The organism is Massilia sp. CMS3.1 (genome assembly GCF_051262535.1).
Lineage (GTDB): Bacteria > Pseudomonadota > Gammaproteobacteria > Burkholderiales > Burkholderiaceae_D > Telluria.
In genome coordinates this window covers 165,685-184,354 of record NZ_JBIMES010000006.1, presented here as the reverse complement: position 1 = coordinate 184,354, position 18,670 = coordinate 165,685, and the positions used below count along the sequence as shown (strand labels likewise).

Sequence of the window (18,670 nt, the reverse complement as noted above, 5' to 3'; positions counted from 1 at the left end):
CTGATACAAATATTAATATAAGTGCAAGTATGTAAATCAGGTGTTGCACGTTGTCTACAGCGTAATGTAACGCCGCAGGCGCGGCCCCAGGCTGTTCGTCACCGCCAGCGGCAGGCGTTGCCAGGCGCTCTCGATCAGGGGACGCAGGTTCGAAGCGGCGCCGCCCTGCGCCGCCGGTGCGGAAGGTGCTTCGACACCTTGCGCATCCCACTCGCGCCAGTCGAGCGCCACCGGCAGCGCGCCCCATTGTTTCTTGAATTTATAGGTGCCCTCGCCAAAGGTCGAGCGGCCGAAATCGAACTGGCGCACGCCGCGCTCGCACAGCTGCGACTGGATGGCCCAGTACAGCAGCATGTTCGGCGCGAGCGAATTGTAGTCGGCCAGGGTCGAGGCCCAGGGAATGACGGCATTCCCGCCGCACAGCAGCACCCAGCCGGCGCCAATGACCTTGTCCTCGTGCCGCACCAGCACGATGAACATGTCGCCGCCGGCGCCGTAGTGGCGCTGGAGCGCTTCGAACCAGGCGCGGCTGTGCGGCGGGCTGCCGAGCCGGCGCATGTTGCGGCTGTAGACCTCATAAAACGCGCCGACGGCCTCCACCCCAGTCTCTACTGCCGAGGTGAGGCCGTTCTTTTCCGCCTTGCGCACCTGGCTGCGCAGCTTCGGTGGATAGGATTGCATCAGGGCCGCAGCACTCTCCGGCAGGCTCAGCACCATGCGCACCTTGCGTCCCTCGAGCGTCGCTTCGTCCTCTGTTCCCACGCCCGAGCAACGCAGTTCGAGTCCGGCCGCACGCGCCGGCTTGAGGTCGCGCTGCATCCGGGCCGCCAGGGCCCCATTCACCTCGTGCGATAGCGCCAGCGGTCCGCCCAGGTCGCAGAAGGGCAACGAAATCCAGCGCGGGCGGGACAAGGGACGGGCGACTTCACAGGAGGGCAGCAGTCCGGCCAGCTCGCCGTCGCGGCGGGCCACCAGCACCTGGCCCGCATAGCCGTAGGCATCGGCGACGGCGCGGCGCCATGCCGCCAACTGGTAGGCGTTGCCTTCGGGATGGGCTCGCACAAAAGCGTCCAGCGCGTCGTTGCCGGATGCGTCATTGTCGAGGTAGGAGAATGTAAGGTCGTTCAAGCGCTGCTCCTGCGGTGGCTATCGGTGTTTTGCGATGATGATAGGTCGCCCAAGATTGTAAACGATCGACAATATCTTCCGTCCGGCCTTGCAAATGTGTGCAGTGCGCACGATTCATTTTCTTACGGAACTTGTTGGGCAGAAAATGCTATATTGCGCAGTGTCATAGCAACGGCATGGCCATTCTGCTGTGTGCTGCAACCGATAGCGTCATGTATCAGATGAGGTCGGTGAGCGACAAGGACCAAAAAACAACGAAGGTGCGGCCGTGAATACAACATCGTTTTTGAACACGTGTGGTTGATGGCGCACAAACTAGGTGCTCAGTTGAGGCAAGCCTAGTCCCCATGCTATATTAAATATTGGCATATTAGCAAAATTTTATTCGATATCGGAAGCTGATAATGAAAGCAGATCAGGTCGTCGCGGTAGTAGGACTGGGTTACGTCGGGTTACCGCTCGCAGTGGAATTTGGCAAGAAAGTACGGACGATCGGTTTCGATCTGTCGGCGTCAAAAATCGACAACTACAAGAAATTCATCGACCCGACGGGTGAAGTCTCGAGCGAGCAGCTGCAGGCAGCCGCTCAGCTGGAAGTGACGACCGACCCGGCGCTGCTGGCGCAGGCGGACTACGTCGTCGTGGCCGTGCCGACCCCGGTCGACATCGCCCACAACCCGGACTTCACGCCGCTGATCGGCGCCAGCACCACGGTCGGCAAGAACCTCAAAAAGGGCGCCATCGTCATTTTTGAATCGACCGTGTATCCAGGCGCTACCGAAGAAATCTGCATCCCGCTGCTGGAAAAGCATTCGGGCCTGACCTGGCTGCAGGACTTCCACGTCGGCTTCTCGCCAGAGCGCATCAATCCGGGCGACAAGGAACACACGCTGACGACGATCCTGAAAGTGGTCTCGGGCGATGACGCCGAGACCCTGGAAAGCGTCGCCCAACTGTACGAGTCCGTGATCACCGCCGGCGTGCACCGCGCGTCCAGCATCAAGGTCGCCGAAGCGGCCAAGGTCATCGAGAACACCCAGCGCGACCTGAACATCGCCCTGATGAACGAGCTGGCGCTGATCTTCGACAAGATCGGCATCGACACGCTCGAAGTGCTGAAAGCGGCCGGTACCAAGTGGAACTTTTTACCGTTCCGCCCGGGCCTGGTCGGCGGCCACTGCATCGGCGTCGATCCGTATTACCTGACGCACAAGGCCGAGATGGTCGGCTACCACCCGCAAGTGATCCTGGCGGGCCGCCGCATCAACGACGGCATGGCTAAGTTCATCGCCGAAAAGACGGTAAAATCGATGATTTCGTCGGGTTTCCAGGTCAAGGGTTCGAAAGTCAACGTCATCGGTCTGACGTTTAAGGAAAACTGCCCGGACCTGCGCAACTCGAAAGTGGCGGATATCGTCCATGAGCTGCAGAGCTACGGCGTCGACGTCCACGTGTACGACCCGTTGGCCGATGCCGGCGAAGCCGAGCACGAGTACGGAATCAAGCTGGAAACCTGGGACAGCCTGCCGAAGGCAGACGCCTTCATCGCCGCCGTGCCGCACAAGGAAGTGCTGGCCATGTCGCTGACCGACTTCCAGACCAAGCTCAATGATGGCGGCTGCTTTATCGACGTCAAGTCGCAATTCGATGAAAAGGCCATCCGCGAGGCTGGCTACTGCGTCTGGCGCCTGTAAGATTTTATACGGGACGAGCCGCCGCTTTGCCGCGGCGGCTTTGTTCGTCCTGACGCCTGTCGCACCGCATTATCGAGAAAGTGTTCTGAACTGTGAATAAGATTCAAGACGTTAGGCAGCAACTGGGCCAGCACAGCCACCACTGGCTGGTCACCGGCGCTGCCGGCTTCATCGGCTCGAACCTGGTCGAGGCCTTGCTCAAGCTTGGCCAGCGTGTGACCGGGCTTGACAACTTCGCCACCGGGCATCGCCACAACCTGGATCAGGTGAAAGAATCTGTCACGGATGAGGCTTGGATGAAATTTAATTTCATCGAAGGCGATATTCGCGTGCCAGGCGATTGCGCGCGCGCCTGTCTTGGGGTCGACTTCGTCCTGCACCAGGCCGCCCTCGGTTCAGTCTCGCGCTCGATCGACGATCCGATCACGACCAATGACACGAATGTCACCGGTTTCCTGAACATGCTGGTCGCCGCGCGCGACGCCAAGGTAGAGCGCTTCGTCTACGCCGCGTCGAGCTCGACCTATGGCGACCACCCGGCGCTGCCGAAAGTGGAAGACGTGATCGGCAATCCCCTGTCGCCCTACGCGGTCACGAAATACGTCAACGAACTGTATGCGAACGTGTTCGGCCGTACCTACGGCATGGAAACGATTGGACTGCGCTACTTCAACGTGTTCGGCCCGCGCCAGGATCCGCATGGGGCGTATGCCGCCGTGATCCCGCAATGGGTCGCTGCACTGATCCGCAACCAGCCGCTACGCATTAACGGCGACGGCGAGACCAGCCGCGATTTCTGCTACATCGACAACGTCGTGCAGGCCAACCTGCTGGCGGCCATGGCCCAGCCCGATGCCGTGAACCAGGTGTACAACGTCGCGCTCAACGAGCGTACCAGCCTCAACCAACTGTACGCGATGATGCGCGACATCTTGCGCGCGCGCTTCCCGCATGTGGATGGGCATCAGCCCGAGTATGTGGATTTCCGCCGCGGCGACGTGCGCCATTCGCAAGCCGACATCGGCAAGGCCGCCACGCTGCTGGGCTATGCGCCCACGCACCGGATCGACGAAGGCCTGCGCCAAGCCATGGACTGGTATGTGCAGGACCTGCTCAAGCAGGGATCGCATGTGGCATCCGAGTAAGTAAAAGAATCAGGAGACTGACGTGTTCAGGATTTCTAACCATTACGTGTCAAAGATCGTATCCGTGCTGCTGGTCGTGGAAGTGCTGGTGCTGCTCGGCGCCGCCTACGCGGGTGCTGCGCTGCGCTATATCGACATCGGCAGCACGGTGACGGTTCCGTCGCTCGACCATTTCTTCACCTCGGCCGTCGCGTTCGCGCTGGCGATCGTGTTCAGCATGAGCGCCATGGGCATGTACCAGCTCGATTTCGAGGAAGGCCTGCGCCACCCGTTCCTGATGAAGCTGATGCCGTCGTTCGTCATGGGTTTCCTGATCCTGACGCTGGTGTTCTACATCGCGCCCGAGCTTTCGTTCGGCCGCAGTATCCTGGTGCTCGTGTTCGCGCTGGCCGCGGCCGGCATCTTTATTGCGCGCATGATCTTCTTCAAGACCTCGGAAGCACGCTTCCTGCAGTCGCGCATCATCTTCCTCGGCGGCGGGCCGCTGGCCAAGGAATGCAGCGAACTGGCCGAGCGCGCCAACCGCTACCACCGCTACGACATCGCCGGCTTCATCCCGGCCCCGGGCGAGGAAGTGTGCGTCGAACCGTCGGAGCTGCTCAAAATGCGCGACACCGATTCGCTGTTGAAACTGGCGCGCCAGTACAACGTGTCGGAAATCGTGGTCTCGGTGCAGAACCGCCGCGGCGGCTTCCCGATCAAGGAACTGCTCGACTGCAAGCTGCAAGGGCTGAAGGTCACCGATGCCGCCACCTTCTTCGAACGCGAAACCTGCCAGATCCGCGTCGATTCGATCCAGCCGAGCTGGCTCGTCTTCGGCGGCGGCTTCGACCAGAGCTTTGTCCGCATCTTCATGAAGCGCACCTTCGACCTGATCTGCAGCACGGCCATCCTTGCCGTGACTTTCCCCTTGATGTTCCTGGCCGCGTTCGCGGTGTGGTTCGAAGACCGCGGCCCGGTGTTCTATTCGCAGGAACGGGTTGGCAAGGACGGTAAAAGCTTCTTCGTGCATAAATTTCGCAGCATGCGCGCCGACGCCGAAAAGGGCGGCAAGCCACAGTGGGCCGCGCAGGACGACCCGCGTGTCACGCGCGTGGGCAACTTCATGCGCAAGACCCGGATCGACGAGCTGCCGCAAATCCTGAACGTGTTCAAGGGTGAAATGTCGTTTGTCGGTCCTCGTCCGGAGCGTCCGTATTTCGTCGAGCAGCTGATTGAAGTGGTCCCGTACTACAATGTCCGACACAGCATCAAGCCAGGCATCACCGGCTGGGCGCAAGTGCGTTACGGCTACGGTTCGTCGGCCGAGGACGCGCTGCAAAAGCTGCAATACGACCTGTACTACGTGAAGAACAACAGCCTGTTCCTCGACTTCCTGGTCCTGATTAACACTTTAAAAGTCGTCCTGTTCCGCAGCGGCCGTTAATTGCTCTCAAGGCCCGCGCTAATATTTTCCGCCGGGCCCATGTGCCCGACAGGTGCACATGGATAGTGTTTCCCTGACCAGTATCGCCACCTACAGCTACGGCCTCGCGGCCGTCGGCTTCCTGTTGCTGGGCGTACCACTGCTCACCAGCTGGCGCGGGCGGGCGCACGGCCCGCTGCTGGTGGCCGCGTGCATGACATCCTGCTTCTGGGCCGGCTCGCTGGCCTGGGCAGCGACCGATTTGCTGATGTGGACCGATCTCTCCGACGGCTTCGAGGTGGCGCGAAATGCCGTCTGGTCGCTGTTCCTGGTCGTGTTGCTGGGCGATTGGCGCGATCCCGACAGTAAATTACCCCTGAAGCTGCGCCCGGCCCTGTTCGTGGCGGCCGTCTGCTACCTGCTGGCGCTGGCCGCCGCCACCCTCGGCTTCTGGGACCTGGCCCTGCTCGAAAGCGTGTTGCCGGTGATGGCGCGCGTGGTGCAGGCGGTCGGCGGCATGCTGCTGGTGGAGCAGGCCTACCGCAACAAGACCACCCAGGAACGCTGGGCGATCAAATTTGCGTGCCTCGGCATCGGCGGCATGTTCGCCTATGATTTTTATCTGTACAGCCACGCGATGCTGTTCCGCGAGGTCGACCCGGACATCTGGGCCGCGCGCGGCGTCATCAATGCGCTGACGGTGCCGCTGCTGGCGCTGTCGATGCGGCGCGCCACATCGTGGCGCTCGCCGCTGGCGGTGTCGCGCCGCGCGATGTTCCACTCCGCCGCCCTGTTCGGCTCGGCCATCTACCTGCTGGCGATGGGTTCGGCCGGCTACTACCTGCGCTATTTCGGCGGCAGCTGGGGCACCGTGATGCAGGTCACCTTCCTGTTCGGCGCGCTGCTGCTGCTGGCCGGCATCCTGTTCTCTGGCACCTTCCGCGCCTGGCTGAAGGTCTTCATCAGCAAGCATTTCTACAGCTACGGCTACGACTACCGCGAAGAGTGGATGCGCTTTACGCGCACCTTGTCGGCCGCCGGCCCGCACCTGGGCGAGCGTACCGTGCAGGCGGTGGCCGCATTGGTCGAAAGCCCGGGCGGGGCGCTCTGGCAACATCGCGAAGGCGGTGCCTTCGAGCCGGTTGCCGGGTGGGATGTGCCGCTGCCGGACTTCAATGAGCCGGCGGACTCTTCCCTGTGCCGCTTCCTCGAATCGACCCAGTGGGTGATCGACCTTGGCGAATACGCGGACGAGCCGGAAAAATACGAAGGCCTGGTTCTGCCGGAATGGCTGCTGTCCTGGCCGCGCGGCTGGCTGGTGGTGCCGCTCATGATGGGGACGACATTGTCCGGCTTTGTCGTGCTGCAGACCGCGCGCAGCCGCGTCAAGCTGAACTGGGAAGTGCTGGATCTGCTGGAGATTGCCGGCAGCCAGGCCGCCAGCTATCTGGCCCAGCAGGACGCGGCCAACGAGCTAATGGTAGCGCGCCAGTTCGAGTCGTTCAACCGGATGTCGACCTTTGTCGTGCACGACCTGAAAAACCTGGTCTCGCAACTGTCGCTGATGAACGCGAACGCCGAGAAGCACAAGAATAACCCCGAATTCCAGGCCGACATGCTCGAGACGGTATCGCTGTCGGTGCAAAAAATGCGGCTGATGCTGCAAAAGCTGTCGCGCATCGACGTCGAGGAAAAGCCGATGTCCCTGGCAATCGACCAGGTGGTGCGCCAGGCCGTCGCCATGAAGGCGGCGTTCGAGCCGCGTCCACAGCTGGACGTGCGCGACACGGGACTGCGCGTGCTGGCCGACCGCGAGCGGCTGGAACGCGTTGTCGGCCACTTGATCCAGAACGCGATCGAAGCGACACCAAAGGACGGCAGCGTCATCATCGGCCTCTGGCGCGAGGGCGAAGCGGTCCGGATCGAGATCACCGACACCGGCGAAGGGATGAGCGAGGACTTCATCCGCGAGCGCCTGTTCAAGCCATTCGAGTCGACCAAATCGGCCGGCATGGGCATCGGCGTGTTCGAGAGCCGCGAATACATCAACGAACTGGGCGGACGCCTGGAAGTCTCCAGCAGGCCGTCGCTCGGCACCACTTTCAAAGTCATCCTGCCCCTGCACCGGCAGGATGCGCTGCTCGAACGGGCAGCCTGACCCCGAGGATTACCGTGACACAGAATAAACAGAAACTCCTGATCATCGAAGACGACCCCGGGCTGCAAAAGCAGCTGAAATGGAGCCTCGACGCCTACGACGTCGCCGTTGCCGGCGACCGTGAGGCCGCGCTTGCGCAAATCCGCCGCCACGAACCGGCGGTGGTGACCATGGACCTGGGCCTGCCGCCCGACCCGGACGGCTCGACCGAGGGTCTGGCCACCTTGCAGCAGATCCTGGCGCTGGCGCCGGATACACGCGTGATCGTCCTGACCGGTAACCAGGACCATGGAAATGCGGTAAAAGCGATCGGCCTGGGCGCTTACGACTTCCACCAGAAGCCGTGCGACCCCGAGGTGCTGAACCTGGTCATCCAGCGCGCCTTCTTCCTGCACCAACTGCAGCAGGAAAACCGCCGCATGCAGCAGCAGCAAGCCGATTCGCCGATGGCCGGCGTGATCTCGCGCGCCCCCTCCATGCTGAAAATCTGCCGCAACGTCGAAAAGGTGGCCCCCACCTCGGCCTCGGTGATGCTGCTGGGCGAATCGGGAACCGGTAAAGAGGTGCTGGCGCGTGCCGTGCACGCCTTGAGTCCGCGCGCGAAAGAGCGCTTCATGGCGATCAACTGCGCGGCGATTCCGGAAAACCTGCTGGAAAGCGAACTGTTTGGTTATGAAAAGGGTGCGTTTACGGGCGCGGCCAAGCAGACCAAGGGCAAAGTCGAACTGGCCCACGGCGGCACCTTTTTCCTCGATGAAGTGGGCGACTTGCCGATGCCGCTGCAAGCGAAACTGCTGCGCTTCCTGCAGGAGCGCGTGATCGAGCGCATCGGCGGCCACGAAGAGATTGCGGTGGATGTGCGCATCGTCTGCGCGACGCACCAGAAACTCAAGGAATTGTGCGCCACCGGCCGCTTCCGCGAAGATTTGTATTACCGCCTGTCCGAGATCGTGGTGACCATTCCTCCACTGCGCGAGCGAGAGGGCGATGCGGCGCTGCTGGCCCACCATTTCAAAAATAAATTCTGCGCCGCGGAAGGGCGTGCGGCGCTGCACTTCGCACCGGATGCGATCGCCGCCATCGAAGCCTACCCATGGCCGGGCAATGTGCGCGAGATGGAAAATTATATTAAACGCGCCGTCATCATGGCCGACGGCAACACCATCGTCGCGGACGACCTCGGCCTGCCGGGAGAGGGGCTGGAAGAAGAGCCGATCAACCTGCGCCAGGTGCGCGACGAAGCCGAATATAAAGCCATCGTGAAGGCGCTCGGGCGCGTTGACGGGAATATCGTCAAGGCTTCCGAAATCCTCGGCATCAGCCGCCCGACCATGTACGACCTGATGAGCCGTCACAACATCAAGACCGGCGCATGAGGCTGTTCACGTTGCTGGCCGTGCCGCTGGTGCTGGCTGCCTCCTCCGGCGCTGCCGGCTTGTACATTCTGCAATCCGAAGGCGTCACGCCGCGTGCGCTGGCGCCGTATATCGAGAAGCGCACAAGTGGCCACAACAGCCTGATCGAAGGCGCCGGCCGTTTTACGTCAACTACCTTGCTGCGCCTGGACCGCGGCGACGTCGGCCCATACGTGCCGCCGGCGCTGACCCTCGGCGCCCAGCCGGACGCACCGCGCGCGCCTGCCGGTAACGAGCGCCTGGTCGCCTCCAGCGAAGAAGCATGGCGCGCCATCGCGAACGCCGCGCCGGGCGACGTCATCACCTTTCTGCCAGGCGAGTATGCGCTGCGTGCCACGGTGTACGCGAGCCTTACCGGTACTGCCAGCGCGCCGATCGTCGTGCGCGCGGCGCGCCCCGGCTCGGTGCGCATCGACGTTGCCGCCGCTGAAGGTTTCAAGGTGACGGCGCCATACTGGCGTTTCGAGAACCTCCAATTGCGCGGCACCTGCAAATACGACGACACCTGCGACCATGCCTTCCACGTGGTCGGCAAGGCCCACCATTTTGTTGCCCGCAACAACACCATCCGCGACTTCAACGCCCATTTTAAAATCAACGGCGAGGGCGGTGCCTTTCCCGACCATGGCCTGATCGAATCGAACACCCTCAGTAACGCGGCGCCGCGACAAACCTCGCATCCGGTCACGCCGATCGACCTGGTCGCCGCCAGCGACTGGACCATTCGCGCCAACCTGATCCAGGATTTCGTCAAGACCGGGGGCGACCGCATCAGCTACGGGGCGTTTGCCAAAGGCGGCGCCGAGCGTACCGTCTTCGAGCGCAACGTGGTGCTGTGCGAAGCGGCGCTGGCCGGCCAGCCGGGACAGCGCGTCGGCCTCTCCTTTGGCGGCGGCGCCACCGGCAAACCCTACTGCCGCGACGGGCGCTGCATCACCGAACACGATGGCGGCATCATGCGTGCCAACTTGGTGTCGGGCTGCTCGGACGTCGGCATTTATCTGAACAGCGCGGCGAATACTACGCTTTCCGACAACACGATATTAAATACGGCGGGGGTGCAGGTGCGCTTTCCGACCAGCGGCGCCACGCTCGAGGGCAACCTGGTCGATGGACCGTTATGGTCCGACGAAGGCGGCATGTTGCGCGCCGGGGACAACCTCCACACGCCTGTCTGGCAGCTGTATTTCGGATGGCATCCGCAGCGCGGCCTGTTTGCCGATCCGGCGCGGCTTGATCTGCGCTGGCGCGACGAGGCGGCCGGGCGGGACGCGGGCGCACCTGCCTCCGGCCTGTGTGAAAATGTGCGTGAGACGCAACGAGACTATGGTGCCTTCGACAATTTCGCCCGATGCTTGCGCCGTGGCACAGGCTGAAGCTGTAACGTGCCGGAACCAAGGTCAAGGTAGCGAACGATCTATAATCGTCAACCATTTATGCAAGTGTGGAGTACAGAATGTCAAATGTGACCTCTCGTTGGGCCGTCGCGATTTTTACGGCGCGCGAAACGCCGTCAGTGTTGTCAGGCACTGTGCGTGCCGTCATCGCCGCATGTGCGGGACGACAAGCGACGATCGATGTACTAATCAACGGTAATCAACAGCTTGCCGCACTTTTTGCCGACGTGGCGGCCACGTTCGCCACCGGTGGCTGTACCTTGCGGATCTGGTCGATTGCCGCACCCGACAAGGCCCACACCTGGAACGAGTACGTCCATCGCATATGGGATACGGGCGGCATCACGTTTTTCATTGATGGCTATGCACGTGTCAGGCCTGGTGCGCTCGCTGCAATCGAACATCGTCTAGCGACGTCACCAGACGCGCTGGCTGCAAGCGGCGTTCCAACTTCCGGGCGATCGGCCAAACGGTTGCGCGAGGGAATGCTGCGCACCGGCGGCATTCACGGCAATTTGTATGCGCTGAAGGCCACCAGTATGAGTGCGATACGAAACGCAGGTTTCCGCCTCCCGCTTGGGTTGTATCGCACCGACCCCCTGCTCGGTGCGGCTTTGTGCTTCAGGCTCGATCCTGCTAATAACCAGTGGAAGCGGGGTACCGTCGTGGCTGTAGCGGACGCAACTTGGGACGTGGATGGGATATCCGAACTTAACTATAAGAATGTTGTCGCTTATTTCAAGCGGCAGCTGCGCCAAGCCCATGGGACGCTGGAAACTCGAGCAGTACGCGAACATATGACGGTTAATCGCTTGCCGCCGCAATTGCTGCCAGCGACGGCTCAGGACATGATCAATCAATGGCTGAGCGCCCAACCGGAGCAGGCGCGCGCGATGTTCCTGAAACACCCGTCATGCCTGTATGCTGCGCGCCAGCTGCGTGCTCCGCGTGACTGGTCGGCGACGCAAGTAGCGCCCTTGTTACTGTGCACGCACACATCGGAGACGGCGCACGTAGCAGCGTAATACAGCCCCGATATTGGGAGGTGGCAACAGGAAGCCAAACGGTCGAGTGTTCTACTGACCTTACCAGCTGCGCAGCCAGTCGCGCGTCCACTGCGACACCTGGTCTTGCCAGGGCCGGCGCGAAAACGTATGGTCGGCCTTGTCGATCTGTTTGCGCATAAAGCGGGGCGTGGCGAGCAGGCGTTGCCAAGCGCCAGGGCGATTCACGAGGCCTGCGAATTCTTGAGCTGTCAGGTCGGCGCCGCTCAGCACGACCAGCACGCGGCCGCCGAAGTGGGTCAGCGCCGCCTCCATGCGTTCCGGTAGCGAGGCGCTGCTGGCGTCGCCACCACCGCTGCCGCTGCGGCGCGGGCTCAGGGCCTTGCCGACGTTGTCAAGTAGTGAGCCTACCGATGCCTTGACGTCGAATTCGCCATTTTTAATCTTATTCCACAGGTGCCGGTCAAACAGGCGGTTCTTGTAATAATGCTTGATGGTGGCGCGCGCCGCGCCTTCCTCGGTGCGTACCCAGGGATTCAACAACACCAGTCCCGCAACGCGCGCATCCTGCGGCGCATACATCGCCGCCGCCGAGGCGCCGTCGCACAGGCCCCAGAGCACGACCTCACGCATGTCCGGGAATTCGGCAAAAAAACGGTCAATCGCGGCGCGAAGGTCGTCGTCGACGTTCTCGAAATCCTGCAATGTTCCCTCGCTGTCGCCCATGCCGCGGTAATCGAAACGCATGGCAGGGATGCCGTTTGCCGCCAGGTCGCGCGCGAGCAGGGTGAATTGGCGGTGGCTGCCGGCGCGGTATTGCGGGCCGCCGACGACGATCAATACGCCGCGCGCTTGTGGCGTGGCCGCCATGGCCGGCAAGCTCACAATCCCGTACAGCCAGGCGCCGCGGCAGGCGAAGGCAAGTGCGCGTTCTTCAGGCATCGCGGTTCTCCAGGCAGGCCAGGGTAAGCGCCAACAGGGCCGGGCAATCGACGGTCTCGGGCGCCGTCCAGAATTGCGGGCCCTGCACGGGGTGGACGTCGACCCGGCTGCCTTGCAGGCGCCAGGTATCGGCCACGCGCACGGCGGCCGGCGGCAGCGGACGCCCGGCGGCGGCTGTGACTTCAAACCAGTGGATCGGACAGCGCGGGCCGAGCGCGCGCGCATCGGCCGCATCCAGCCCGGCGGCCAGTTGCGGGTTCAGGGTGTAGCCTGCGATCTCGAGCGATTCGCCAGCGGCCAGCGCTTCGCGCAGCGCTTCGGTGCCGCCGCTGTCGCTGCCGCCCGCCAGCAGTTCGCCCGCCAGGCGCAGGCGCAGGAAGCCATTCAGGTAGCCCGCGCCGTTTGTGACCGGTTGCCACAGCAGCAGCCGTTCCGGTGCCACCGGTGCGCGCTGCGCATGCAGCACTGCGAGCAGGGCGCCGACGCGCAGCCCCCACAGGCCGGCTGTGCGTTCTAAACGTTGCTCGATCCATGCGCGTGCTGCCGCGATGTCACGCAGCCAGCCGTCCCAGGTGGCGTCGCCGAAGTCCCCCGCGCTGTCGCCGCAGCCGTGCAGGTCGATCAGCAGAACACCGACACCCTGCGCGGCCAGGGCGCGCGCGCCCAGCGCGGCCATGCGGCGCGAACGGTTCATCTCTTCGGCAAACGGGTGCACATAGACCAGCGCGCCGCGGCATTCGCCGCTCGGCGCGTGGTACATGCAAAAGCGCGTTCCGTCTGGCGTGTCGAGGAAGAACGCGTCGGCGCGCGCGTGGGCGGGATCGCTCATTTACCCGACGCGCGCGGCCACGAATTCGGCCAGGCTGCCGAGGGTGGCAAACGTGCTGGCGCTGATGTCGTCGTCGTCGACCATGATGCCGAAATGTTCTTCCAGCGCGCCGATCAGCGTGACCACGGCCATCGAGTCGAGTTCGGGCAGGCTGCCCAGCAGCGGCGAATCGCTCGTCAGGCTTTCCCCGGCGGGGCCGAGATGGAGCACGTCGATCAGGAGCGTTTTGACTTCTTGGAGATACTTCATGGGCTTGTCGTCGTAGTGTGAGCGGGTTGGGAGTGCGCCTTGGAGCGCGCTTCCAACAGTGTGTGAAGGCGGCCAACTCCCGGCCAGCGGTAATAATTGACATGGTACATAGTGCGTACCTCTTCCGTCCAGCGCGTATGCCAATCCATCACGCGGCCGTAAAACTCGAGGCGCAGGAAGCGCCCGCCATCGAACAGGCTGCGGCAGGCTTGCTCGCGCATCAGCAAGGTCGGCGACAGGTTCGACGCCACGCTTTCGTCATACGCCGTTTTCAGCACCACGATGCTCTCGCCGTCTTCCACGCACAGGTCCATCGCCACCAGCTGCTCTGCGAAATAATAGCGATAGACGCTGGCGGCGCCGCGTGCGGCCATCCCTTCCAGCATCGCGCGGTAATAGCGGCCCTGAACATTCTCAACGCTGACCGCCGTGCCTTCGCCGCCTTTCCAGCCCGAGGTTTCGAGGCGCCCGTAGTCGGCTACCGCCGCCGCCATGTCCGCAGGCCGGCATTCGACCACCATCCGCGTGTCGACGCCTTCGCGCTCCAGGCGCGCGCGCTGCTTTTTCAAATTGCCGCGCAGGTTTTTTCCGCGCGCGTTCCAGTAATCGTCGAAACTGCCGGCCAGGGTCACGCGCGCCGTGTCGATGTAGTCGAGGGTGCGCACACATGATCCGTCGGCCGGGCGTGGCAGCAGCATCGGGTCCATCTGCGTCAGCGCCAGCAGCAGCGGGAAGCCGGGCAGGGCGCCAAGCAGGCTGCGCGCCAGCGGTTCAGTGTCGATGTCCGTCTGTTGCAGCCACAGCCCGACCGGCGCCTGCGCCGGCTGAAAGGTGCTCCAGGCGCCGCGCCTGCTCGGGCGCACGATCGCCATCGCACGCACCGTCTTGCTCTTGTCGCGCCAACAGGCGAGCAGTTCGTCGCCGCGCCCGAACTGTTCGAGCAGCGGCGCGACAAACTCCGCCGCCAGCAGGCTCGATGCGTGGCGCGCGTCGAGCGAGGCGTGCAGCCGCGCCCAGTCCTCGGCGTGGCGTGCGAATTCGCGCGCCGGACCCAGTTGCCAGCTCATTGCGAGATCGCTTCGCGCAAGGTCGAGGCCAGCCAGGCGATTTCGCTTTCCTTCAATTCCTGGTGGCAGGGCAGGGCCAGGACGTGACGCGCCAGCATGGCGCTGTTGGCGCAGGTGGTCGCATCGACGCCTTCCCACTGGGGTGTGCCGAAGCGCGTCAGCGGCACGCCGCGCGTTTTTAAACGCACGAACAAAGGTTCCGGGTCGTCGACCAGCAGCGGGAACACCCAGGGACAGGCGCCGTCGGGCAGGCGCGGGTGCAGGGGGCGCACGCCTGATACACCCTGCACTGCCGCTTCCAGGCGCGCGTAGTGGCTGCGGCGCAACGCCTGGATGCGCGCCGGCGCGGCCAGTTTCAGCATGGCGCGCGCGAACAGGGAAGAACGCTTGTCGATCCAGCGCGGATCGAAATTGAAACTGCTGTCCGAGGAGTCCGGCGCCAGCGCAGGGACGGCGCCGCCGCGCCTCTGCTTGACCAGTCCCCACAGGGCGCCCTTGGCGCGCAGCGGCAAGGAGAGGGCGGCGCGCACCGCGGGCAGGCGGCCGTACTCAAACCCTTTTTCCAGCGAATTCAAGGCCACTTTCGCCTCGAAACCGGCGCCGGCCGACTCCAGCACCACCTTGTCCAGCCGGTGCCGTGCCGAGACCAGCGCACCGCCTTCGTAGATTGGCAAAAATTTCATGCTGCTGGCGATCGCATAGTCTCCCCAGGCGCCGACCGGGCGGCCGCCGTGCTCGCCAATAAAACAGTGCGCGCAGTCTTCGATCAGGGCGATGCCACGGGCGTCGCACAAGGCACGGATCGGCGCGATGTCTTGCGGGAAGCCGAAATAATGGGTGACCATCACCGCTCGCGTGGTGGGGCCGATCCTGGCCTCCAGGTCTTTCAGGTCCACGGAGGCGTCGGGCTGCACGCGGTAGAACACGGGTTCGGCGCCGCGCCAGAGCACCGGCGGGATCATCGAGGCGCTATGGTAGGCCGGCACCAGAACCTGCTCGCCGGGTCCGACGCCAATCTCACGCAGCGCCAGGGCGATGGCCACGCGCCCGCTCGTCACCAGGCGGTAGTTGCCGGCGTCGAGCACGGTATGCACGCGCGCGCCGGCGGCACGCCGGAACGAGGACGCCGACAGGATCGGCGCCAGCGGAATCAGGGGCCGGCCAGGGAGCGGGTTCGCGAGCATCCGGCCAGTATAAACCGGGTGTTGAAAAATTTGCCACGAGACATGCCCCCTTGCCACGAAACCGGCACGTTAGACAAGGCCGCAAGCTGCAAGCTGTTAAGATTGCGGGCTGCGCCGCGCCAGGGCGCGCGCTCCCGCAGTGGGCTCGCATTCATACCGCATTGATACAGCATTGACCTCGCATTGTTCCGATTATGGCTGACCTGATTCACGATTTTCTGTTCGATTCCGCGCGCCGCACGCCCGCTGCCGAGGCGCTGGTGTATGGCGCCAGTCGCCTCGACTACGCCGCGCTGGCCGCCGCCGTCGAAGGCGCAGCCCAGGCGCTGATCGGCGCCGGCGTTCAAGCGGGCGAACGCGTTGCCGTGTTCCTGGAAAAACGGGTCGAGAACGTGGCAGCGATGTTCGGCGCGGCGCTGGCCGGCGCCGTCTTCGTACCGGTCAATCCGCAGCTGAAACCCGAGCAGGTCGCCCACATCTTGGCCGACTGCAACGTGCGCGTGCTGGTCACGTCCCCGGCGCGGCTGGCGCAATTGAGCGCTGTGCTGGCCGACTGCCCGGACCTGCGCACGGTGTTTGTCACCGACGCGCCGCAAGTGCATCTGCCGCATGAAGCCTTCGCTGTACGCGCCTGGGACGCGGCGCAGGCGAGCCCGGCCACCGGCGTGCTCGCCGCGCGTCGTCCGATCGACGCCGACATGGCGGCGATCCTGTACACCTCGGGCAGCACCGGCAAGCCGAAAGGCGTGGTGCTGTCGCACCGGAACATGGCCGCCGGCGCGCGCAGCGTGGCCAGCTATCTGGCGCTCACGCCGCAAGAGCGCATCCTGGCGGTGCTGCCGCTCAGTTTCGATTACGGCTTGAGCCAGCTGACCTGCGCCTTCCTCGTTGGCGCCACTGCAGTCCTGATCAACCACCTGTTCGCGAAGGACATTCTCAAAGCGGTGGCCGACGAAGGCATCACGGGCCTGGCCGCGGTACCGCCGCTGTGGTTCCAGCTGGCGAACCTGGCGTGGCCAGCCGATTGCTCGCTGCGCTATCTGACCAATTCCGGCGGCGCGCTGCCGACAGCCACGGTAGCAAGCTTGCGCGCGGCCTTGCCGAATGCCGAACTGTTCCTGATGTACGGCCTGACCGAAGCCTTCCGTTCGACCTACCTGCCGCCGTCGGAACTTGACCGTCGCCCCGATTCGATGGGTCGCGCGATCCCGAACGCGCAGGTGATGGTAGTGCGTTCCGACGGTACGCCGTGCGCAGTGGGAGAACCCGGAGAACTGGTGCATCGCGGCGCGCTCGTCGCGCTCGGCTACTGGAACGATCCCGTTAAAACCGCCGAGCGCTTCAAGCCGGCGCCGGGCCAGGACCCGGCCCTGCCGCTGGCCGAGATGGCCGTCTGGTCGGGCGACACGGTGCGCAGGGACGAAGAGGGTTATCTCTACTTCATCGGCCGCAGCGACGACATGATCAAGGTGTCCGGCTACCGTGTCAGCCCGACCGAGGTCGAGGAAGCGGTGTACGCCAGCGGCCAGGTCGTGGAAACAGTCGCCTTCGGGGTGCCGCACCCTCAGCTGGGCCAGGCAATCGTGCTGCTGGCGCTGGCGCAGGACGACAGTCTCGTCCCTGGCGCATTGCTGAAGGAATGCCAGCGCCGCCTGCCGGCCTGGATGGTGCCGGCCCACGTCGGCCTGCGCAGTGAACCCTTGCCGCGCAACCCGAACGGCAAGATCGACCGCAAGCTGCTGCAGCAATCCTTCATGACCCTGTTCGACAGCCTGAAAGCCCCATCATGAACGCGAAACCGGTTCACGCCGCCCAGACCCTGTTCCCGGTCGCCGACGATTGCCTGCAGGTGGGCGGAATGCCGCTCACGCGCCTGGCGCAGCGCGTCGGCAGCACCCCGTTCTATGCCTATGACCGGCGCCTGCTGAGCGAGCGCGTCGCCCACGTGCGCGCGCATTTGCCGCCGGCAGTCGAACTGCACTTTTCGATGAAGGCCAACCCGATGCCGGCGCTGGTGCAGCACATGGTGCAGCTGGTGGATGGCATCGACGTGGCCTCCGGCGGCGAACTGAAGGTCGCGCTCGATACCGGGATCGACCCGGGGCGGATCAGCTTTGCCGGTCCCGGCAAGTCCGACGCGGAATTGGCGCGGGCGGTGGCCGCCGGCGCCGTCGTGCATGCCGAATCCGAGCGCGAACTGCGTGCACTGGCACGGATCGGCAACGCGCTCGGCTTGTCTCCGCTGCTGGTGCTGCGCATCAATCCGGATTTTGAGCTGAAGGGCTCGGGCATGCGCATGGGCGGCGGCGCCAAGCAGTTCGGCATCGACGCCGAAGATGCGCCGCGCCTGCTGGCGCTGTGCGCCGCGCTTGGCCTGACGGTGCTCGGCTTTCACATCTACAGCGGTTCGCAAAGTTTAAAGGCCGAGGCGATCATCGAGGCGCAGGCGCAGACCTTGGTGCTGGCGCAGCGGCTCGCCGATGACACACGCGACCCGGTGCGGATCCTGAACATCGGCGGCGGCTTCGGCATTCCGTATTTTCCGGGCGAAGCCGCGCTCGACCTGGCGCCGATCGGAGAAGCGCTCGATGCAGCGCTGGCGCGCGTGAAGGGGAGTTTGCCGGACACGCAGGTATCGATCGAACTGGGGCGCTACCTGGTGGGCGAGGCCGGCGTGTACGTGGCGCGCGTCATCGACCGTAAAATCTCGCGCGGCCAGGTCTTCCTCGTCACCGACGGCGGCCTTCACCACCATCTTGCCGCCTCGGGCAATTTCGGCCAGGTGATCCGCAAGAATTACCCGGTCGCGATCGGTAACCGGATGAGCGCCGCGCATGAACGCGAAATGGCCTCGGTCGTCGGTCCCCTCTGCACCCCGCTCGACCTGCTGGCCGAGCGCATGGAGTTGCCGGTGGCCGAGATCGGCGACCTGGTGGTCGTGTTCCAGTCGGGCGCCTATGGCCGCTCGGCCAGTCCGCAAGGTTTTCTCAGCCATCCCGACGCTCCCGAAGTGCTGGTTTAACAACCTGTCGTTGCCTGGGCGGTACAAGAAG

Annotated in this window: 15 protein-coding genes; 9 read left to right on the top strand and 6 right to left on the bottom strand. The window is 64.0% G+C overall.

The genetic code is table 11. The annotated features are described in order from the left end of the window. Positions 1-54: 54 nt before the first annotated feature. Entirely contained in the window at positions 55-1,128 is a 1,074-nt protein-coding gene (locus ACHAC9_RS12035) for a GNAT family N-acetyltransferase (RefSeq protein WP_435760227.1), read from the bottom strand. 404 nt (positions 1,129-1,532) lie between these two features. Between ACHAC9_RS12035 and ACHAC9_RS12030 the strand changes: the two genes are divergently transcribed. The 7 genes from ACHAC9_RS12030 to ACHAC9_RS12000 all read left to right on the top strand — a co-directional run bounded on the left by ACHAC9_RS12030 (position 1,533) and on the right by ACHAC9_RS12000 (position 11,367). Beyond that, on the top strand, positions 1,533-2,822 hold the full coding sequence (locus ACHAC9_RS12030; RefSeq protein ID WP_435760226.1) for a nucleotide sugar dehydrogenase: 1,290 nt from the start codon (positions 1,533-1,535) through the stop codon (positions 2,820-2,822). Between the two features lie 92 nt (positions 2,823-2,914). Next, positions 2,915-3,967 carry an SDR family oxidoreductase gene (locus ACHAC9_RS12025; protein ID WP_435760225.1) on the top strand — a complete coding sequence of 351 codons (1,053 nt, stop codon included), beginning with the start codon at positions 2,915-2,917 and terminating at the stop codon, positions 3,965-3,967. 22 nt (positions 3,968-3,989) lie between these two features. Beyond that, the gene (locus ACHAC9_RS12020) at positions 3,990-5,393 is read left to right on the top strand and encodes a TIGR03013 family XrtA/PEP-CTERM system glycosyltransferase (RefSeq protein WP_435760224.1); all 1,404 of its coding nucleotides are present in this window, start codon (positions 3,990-3,992) and stop codon (positions 5,391-5,393) included. Between the two features lie 58 nt (positions 5,394-5,451). Then, on the top strand, positions 5,452-7,530 hold the full coding sequence (gene prsK, locus ACHAC9_RS12015; RefSeq protein ID WP_435760223.1) for an XrtA/PEP-CTERM system histidine kinase PrsK: 2,079 nt from the start codon (positions 5,452-5,454) through the stop codon (positions 7,528-7,530). A 14-nt stretch (positions 7,531-7,544) separates the two neighbouring features. Further along, positions 7,545-8,906: a PEP-CTERM-box response regulator transcription factor gene (prsR, locus tag ACHAC9_RS12010; RefSeq protein ID WP_435760222.1), complete on the top strand. Its 1,362-nt coding sequence runs from the start codon at positions 7,545-7,547 to the stop codon at positions 8,904-8,906. Further along, positions 8,903-10,321 (top strand): NosD domain-containing protein, encoded by a 1,419-nt coding sequence (locus ACHAC9_RS12005; RefSeq protein WP_435760221.1) that lies wholly within the window; start codon positions 8,903-8,905, stop codon positions 10,319-10,321. Before prsR ends, ACHAC9_RS12005 begins: the two co-directional genes overlap by 4 nt. An 80-nt stretch (positions 10,322-10,401) precedes the next feature. Next, positions 10,402-11,367, top strand: a complete 966-nt coding sequence (locus ACHAC9_RS12000; protein ID WP_435760220.1) for a hypothetical protein — start codon at positions 10,402-10,404, stop codon at positions 11,365-11,367. A gap of 60 nt (positions 11,368-11,427) precedes the next feature. On the opposite strand, the gene ACHAC9_RS11995 is transcribed toward ACHAC9_RS12000, so the two are convergent. From ACHAC9_RS11995 to ACHAC9_RS11975, 5 genes are read right to left on the bottom strand one after another with little or no spacing between them, the layout of a single operon-like run. Continuing rightward, positions 11,428-12,288 carry a hydrolase 1, exosortase A system-associated gene (locus ACHAC9_RS11995; RefSeq protein ID WP_435760219.1) on the bottom strand — a complete coding sequence of 287 codons (861 nt, stop codon included), beginning with the start codon at positions 12,286-12,288 and terminating at the stop codon, positions 11,428-11,430. Further along, positions 12,281-13,117: a hydrolase 2, exosortase A system-associated gene (locus tag ACHAC9_RS11990; RefSeq protein WP_435760218.1), complete on the bottom strand. Its 837-nt coding sequence runs from the start codon at positions 13,115-13,117 to the stop codon at positions 12,281-12,283. Before ACHAC9_RS11990 ends, ACHAC9_RS11995 begins: the two co-directional genes overlap by 8 nt. Next, entirely contained in the window at positions 13,118-13,366 is a 249-nt protein-coding gene (locus ACHAC9_RS11985; protein ID WP_435760217.1) for an acyl carrier protein, read from the bottom strand. It abuts the gene before it with no gap. Continuing rightward, complete coding sequence (locus ACHAC9_RS11980) at positions 13,363-14,433, bottom strand: GNAT family N-acetyltransferase (RefSeq protein ID WP_435760216.1); 1,071 nt, start codon at positions 14,431-14,433, stop codon at positions 13,363-13,365. Before ACHAC9_RS11980 ends, ACHAC9_RS11985 begins: the two co-directional genes overlap by 4 nt. After that, a complete protein-coding gene (locus ACHAC9_RS11975; protein WP_435760215.1) occupies positions 14,430-15,617 on the bottom strand; it encodes an aminotransferase class I/II-fold pyridoxal phosphate-dependent enzyme in 1,188 nt (395 codons plus the stop codon). Before ACHAC9_RS11975 ends, ACHAC9_RS11980 begins: the two co-directional genes overlap by 4 nt. Positions 15,618-15,811: 194 nt before the next feature. Between ACHAC9_RS11975 and ACHAC9_RS11970 the strand changes: the two genes are divergently transcribed. Then, on the top strand, positions 15,812-17,407 hold the full coding sequence (locus ACHAC9_RS11970) for an acyl-CoA ligase (AMP-forming), exosortase A system-associated (protein ID WP_435760214.1): 1,596 nt from the start codon (positions 15,812-15,814) through the stop codon (positions 17,405-17,407). Next, positions 17,404-18,639: a pyridoxal-dependent decarboxylase, exosortase A system-associated gene (locus ACHAC9_RS11965; protein ID WP_435760213.1), complete on the top strand. Its 1,236-nt coding sequence runs from the start codon at positions 17,404-17,406 to the stop codon at positions 18,637-18,639. Before ACHAC9_RS11970 ends, ACHAC9_RS11965 begins: the two co-directional genes overlap by 4 nt. Positions 18,640-18,670: the final 31 nt, after the last annotated feature.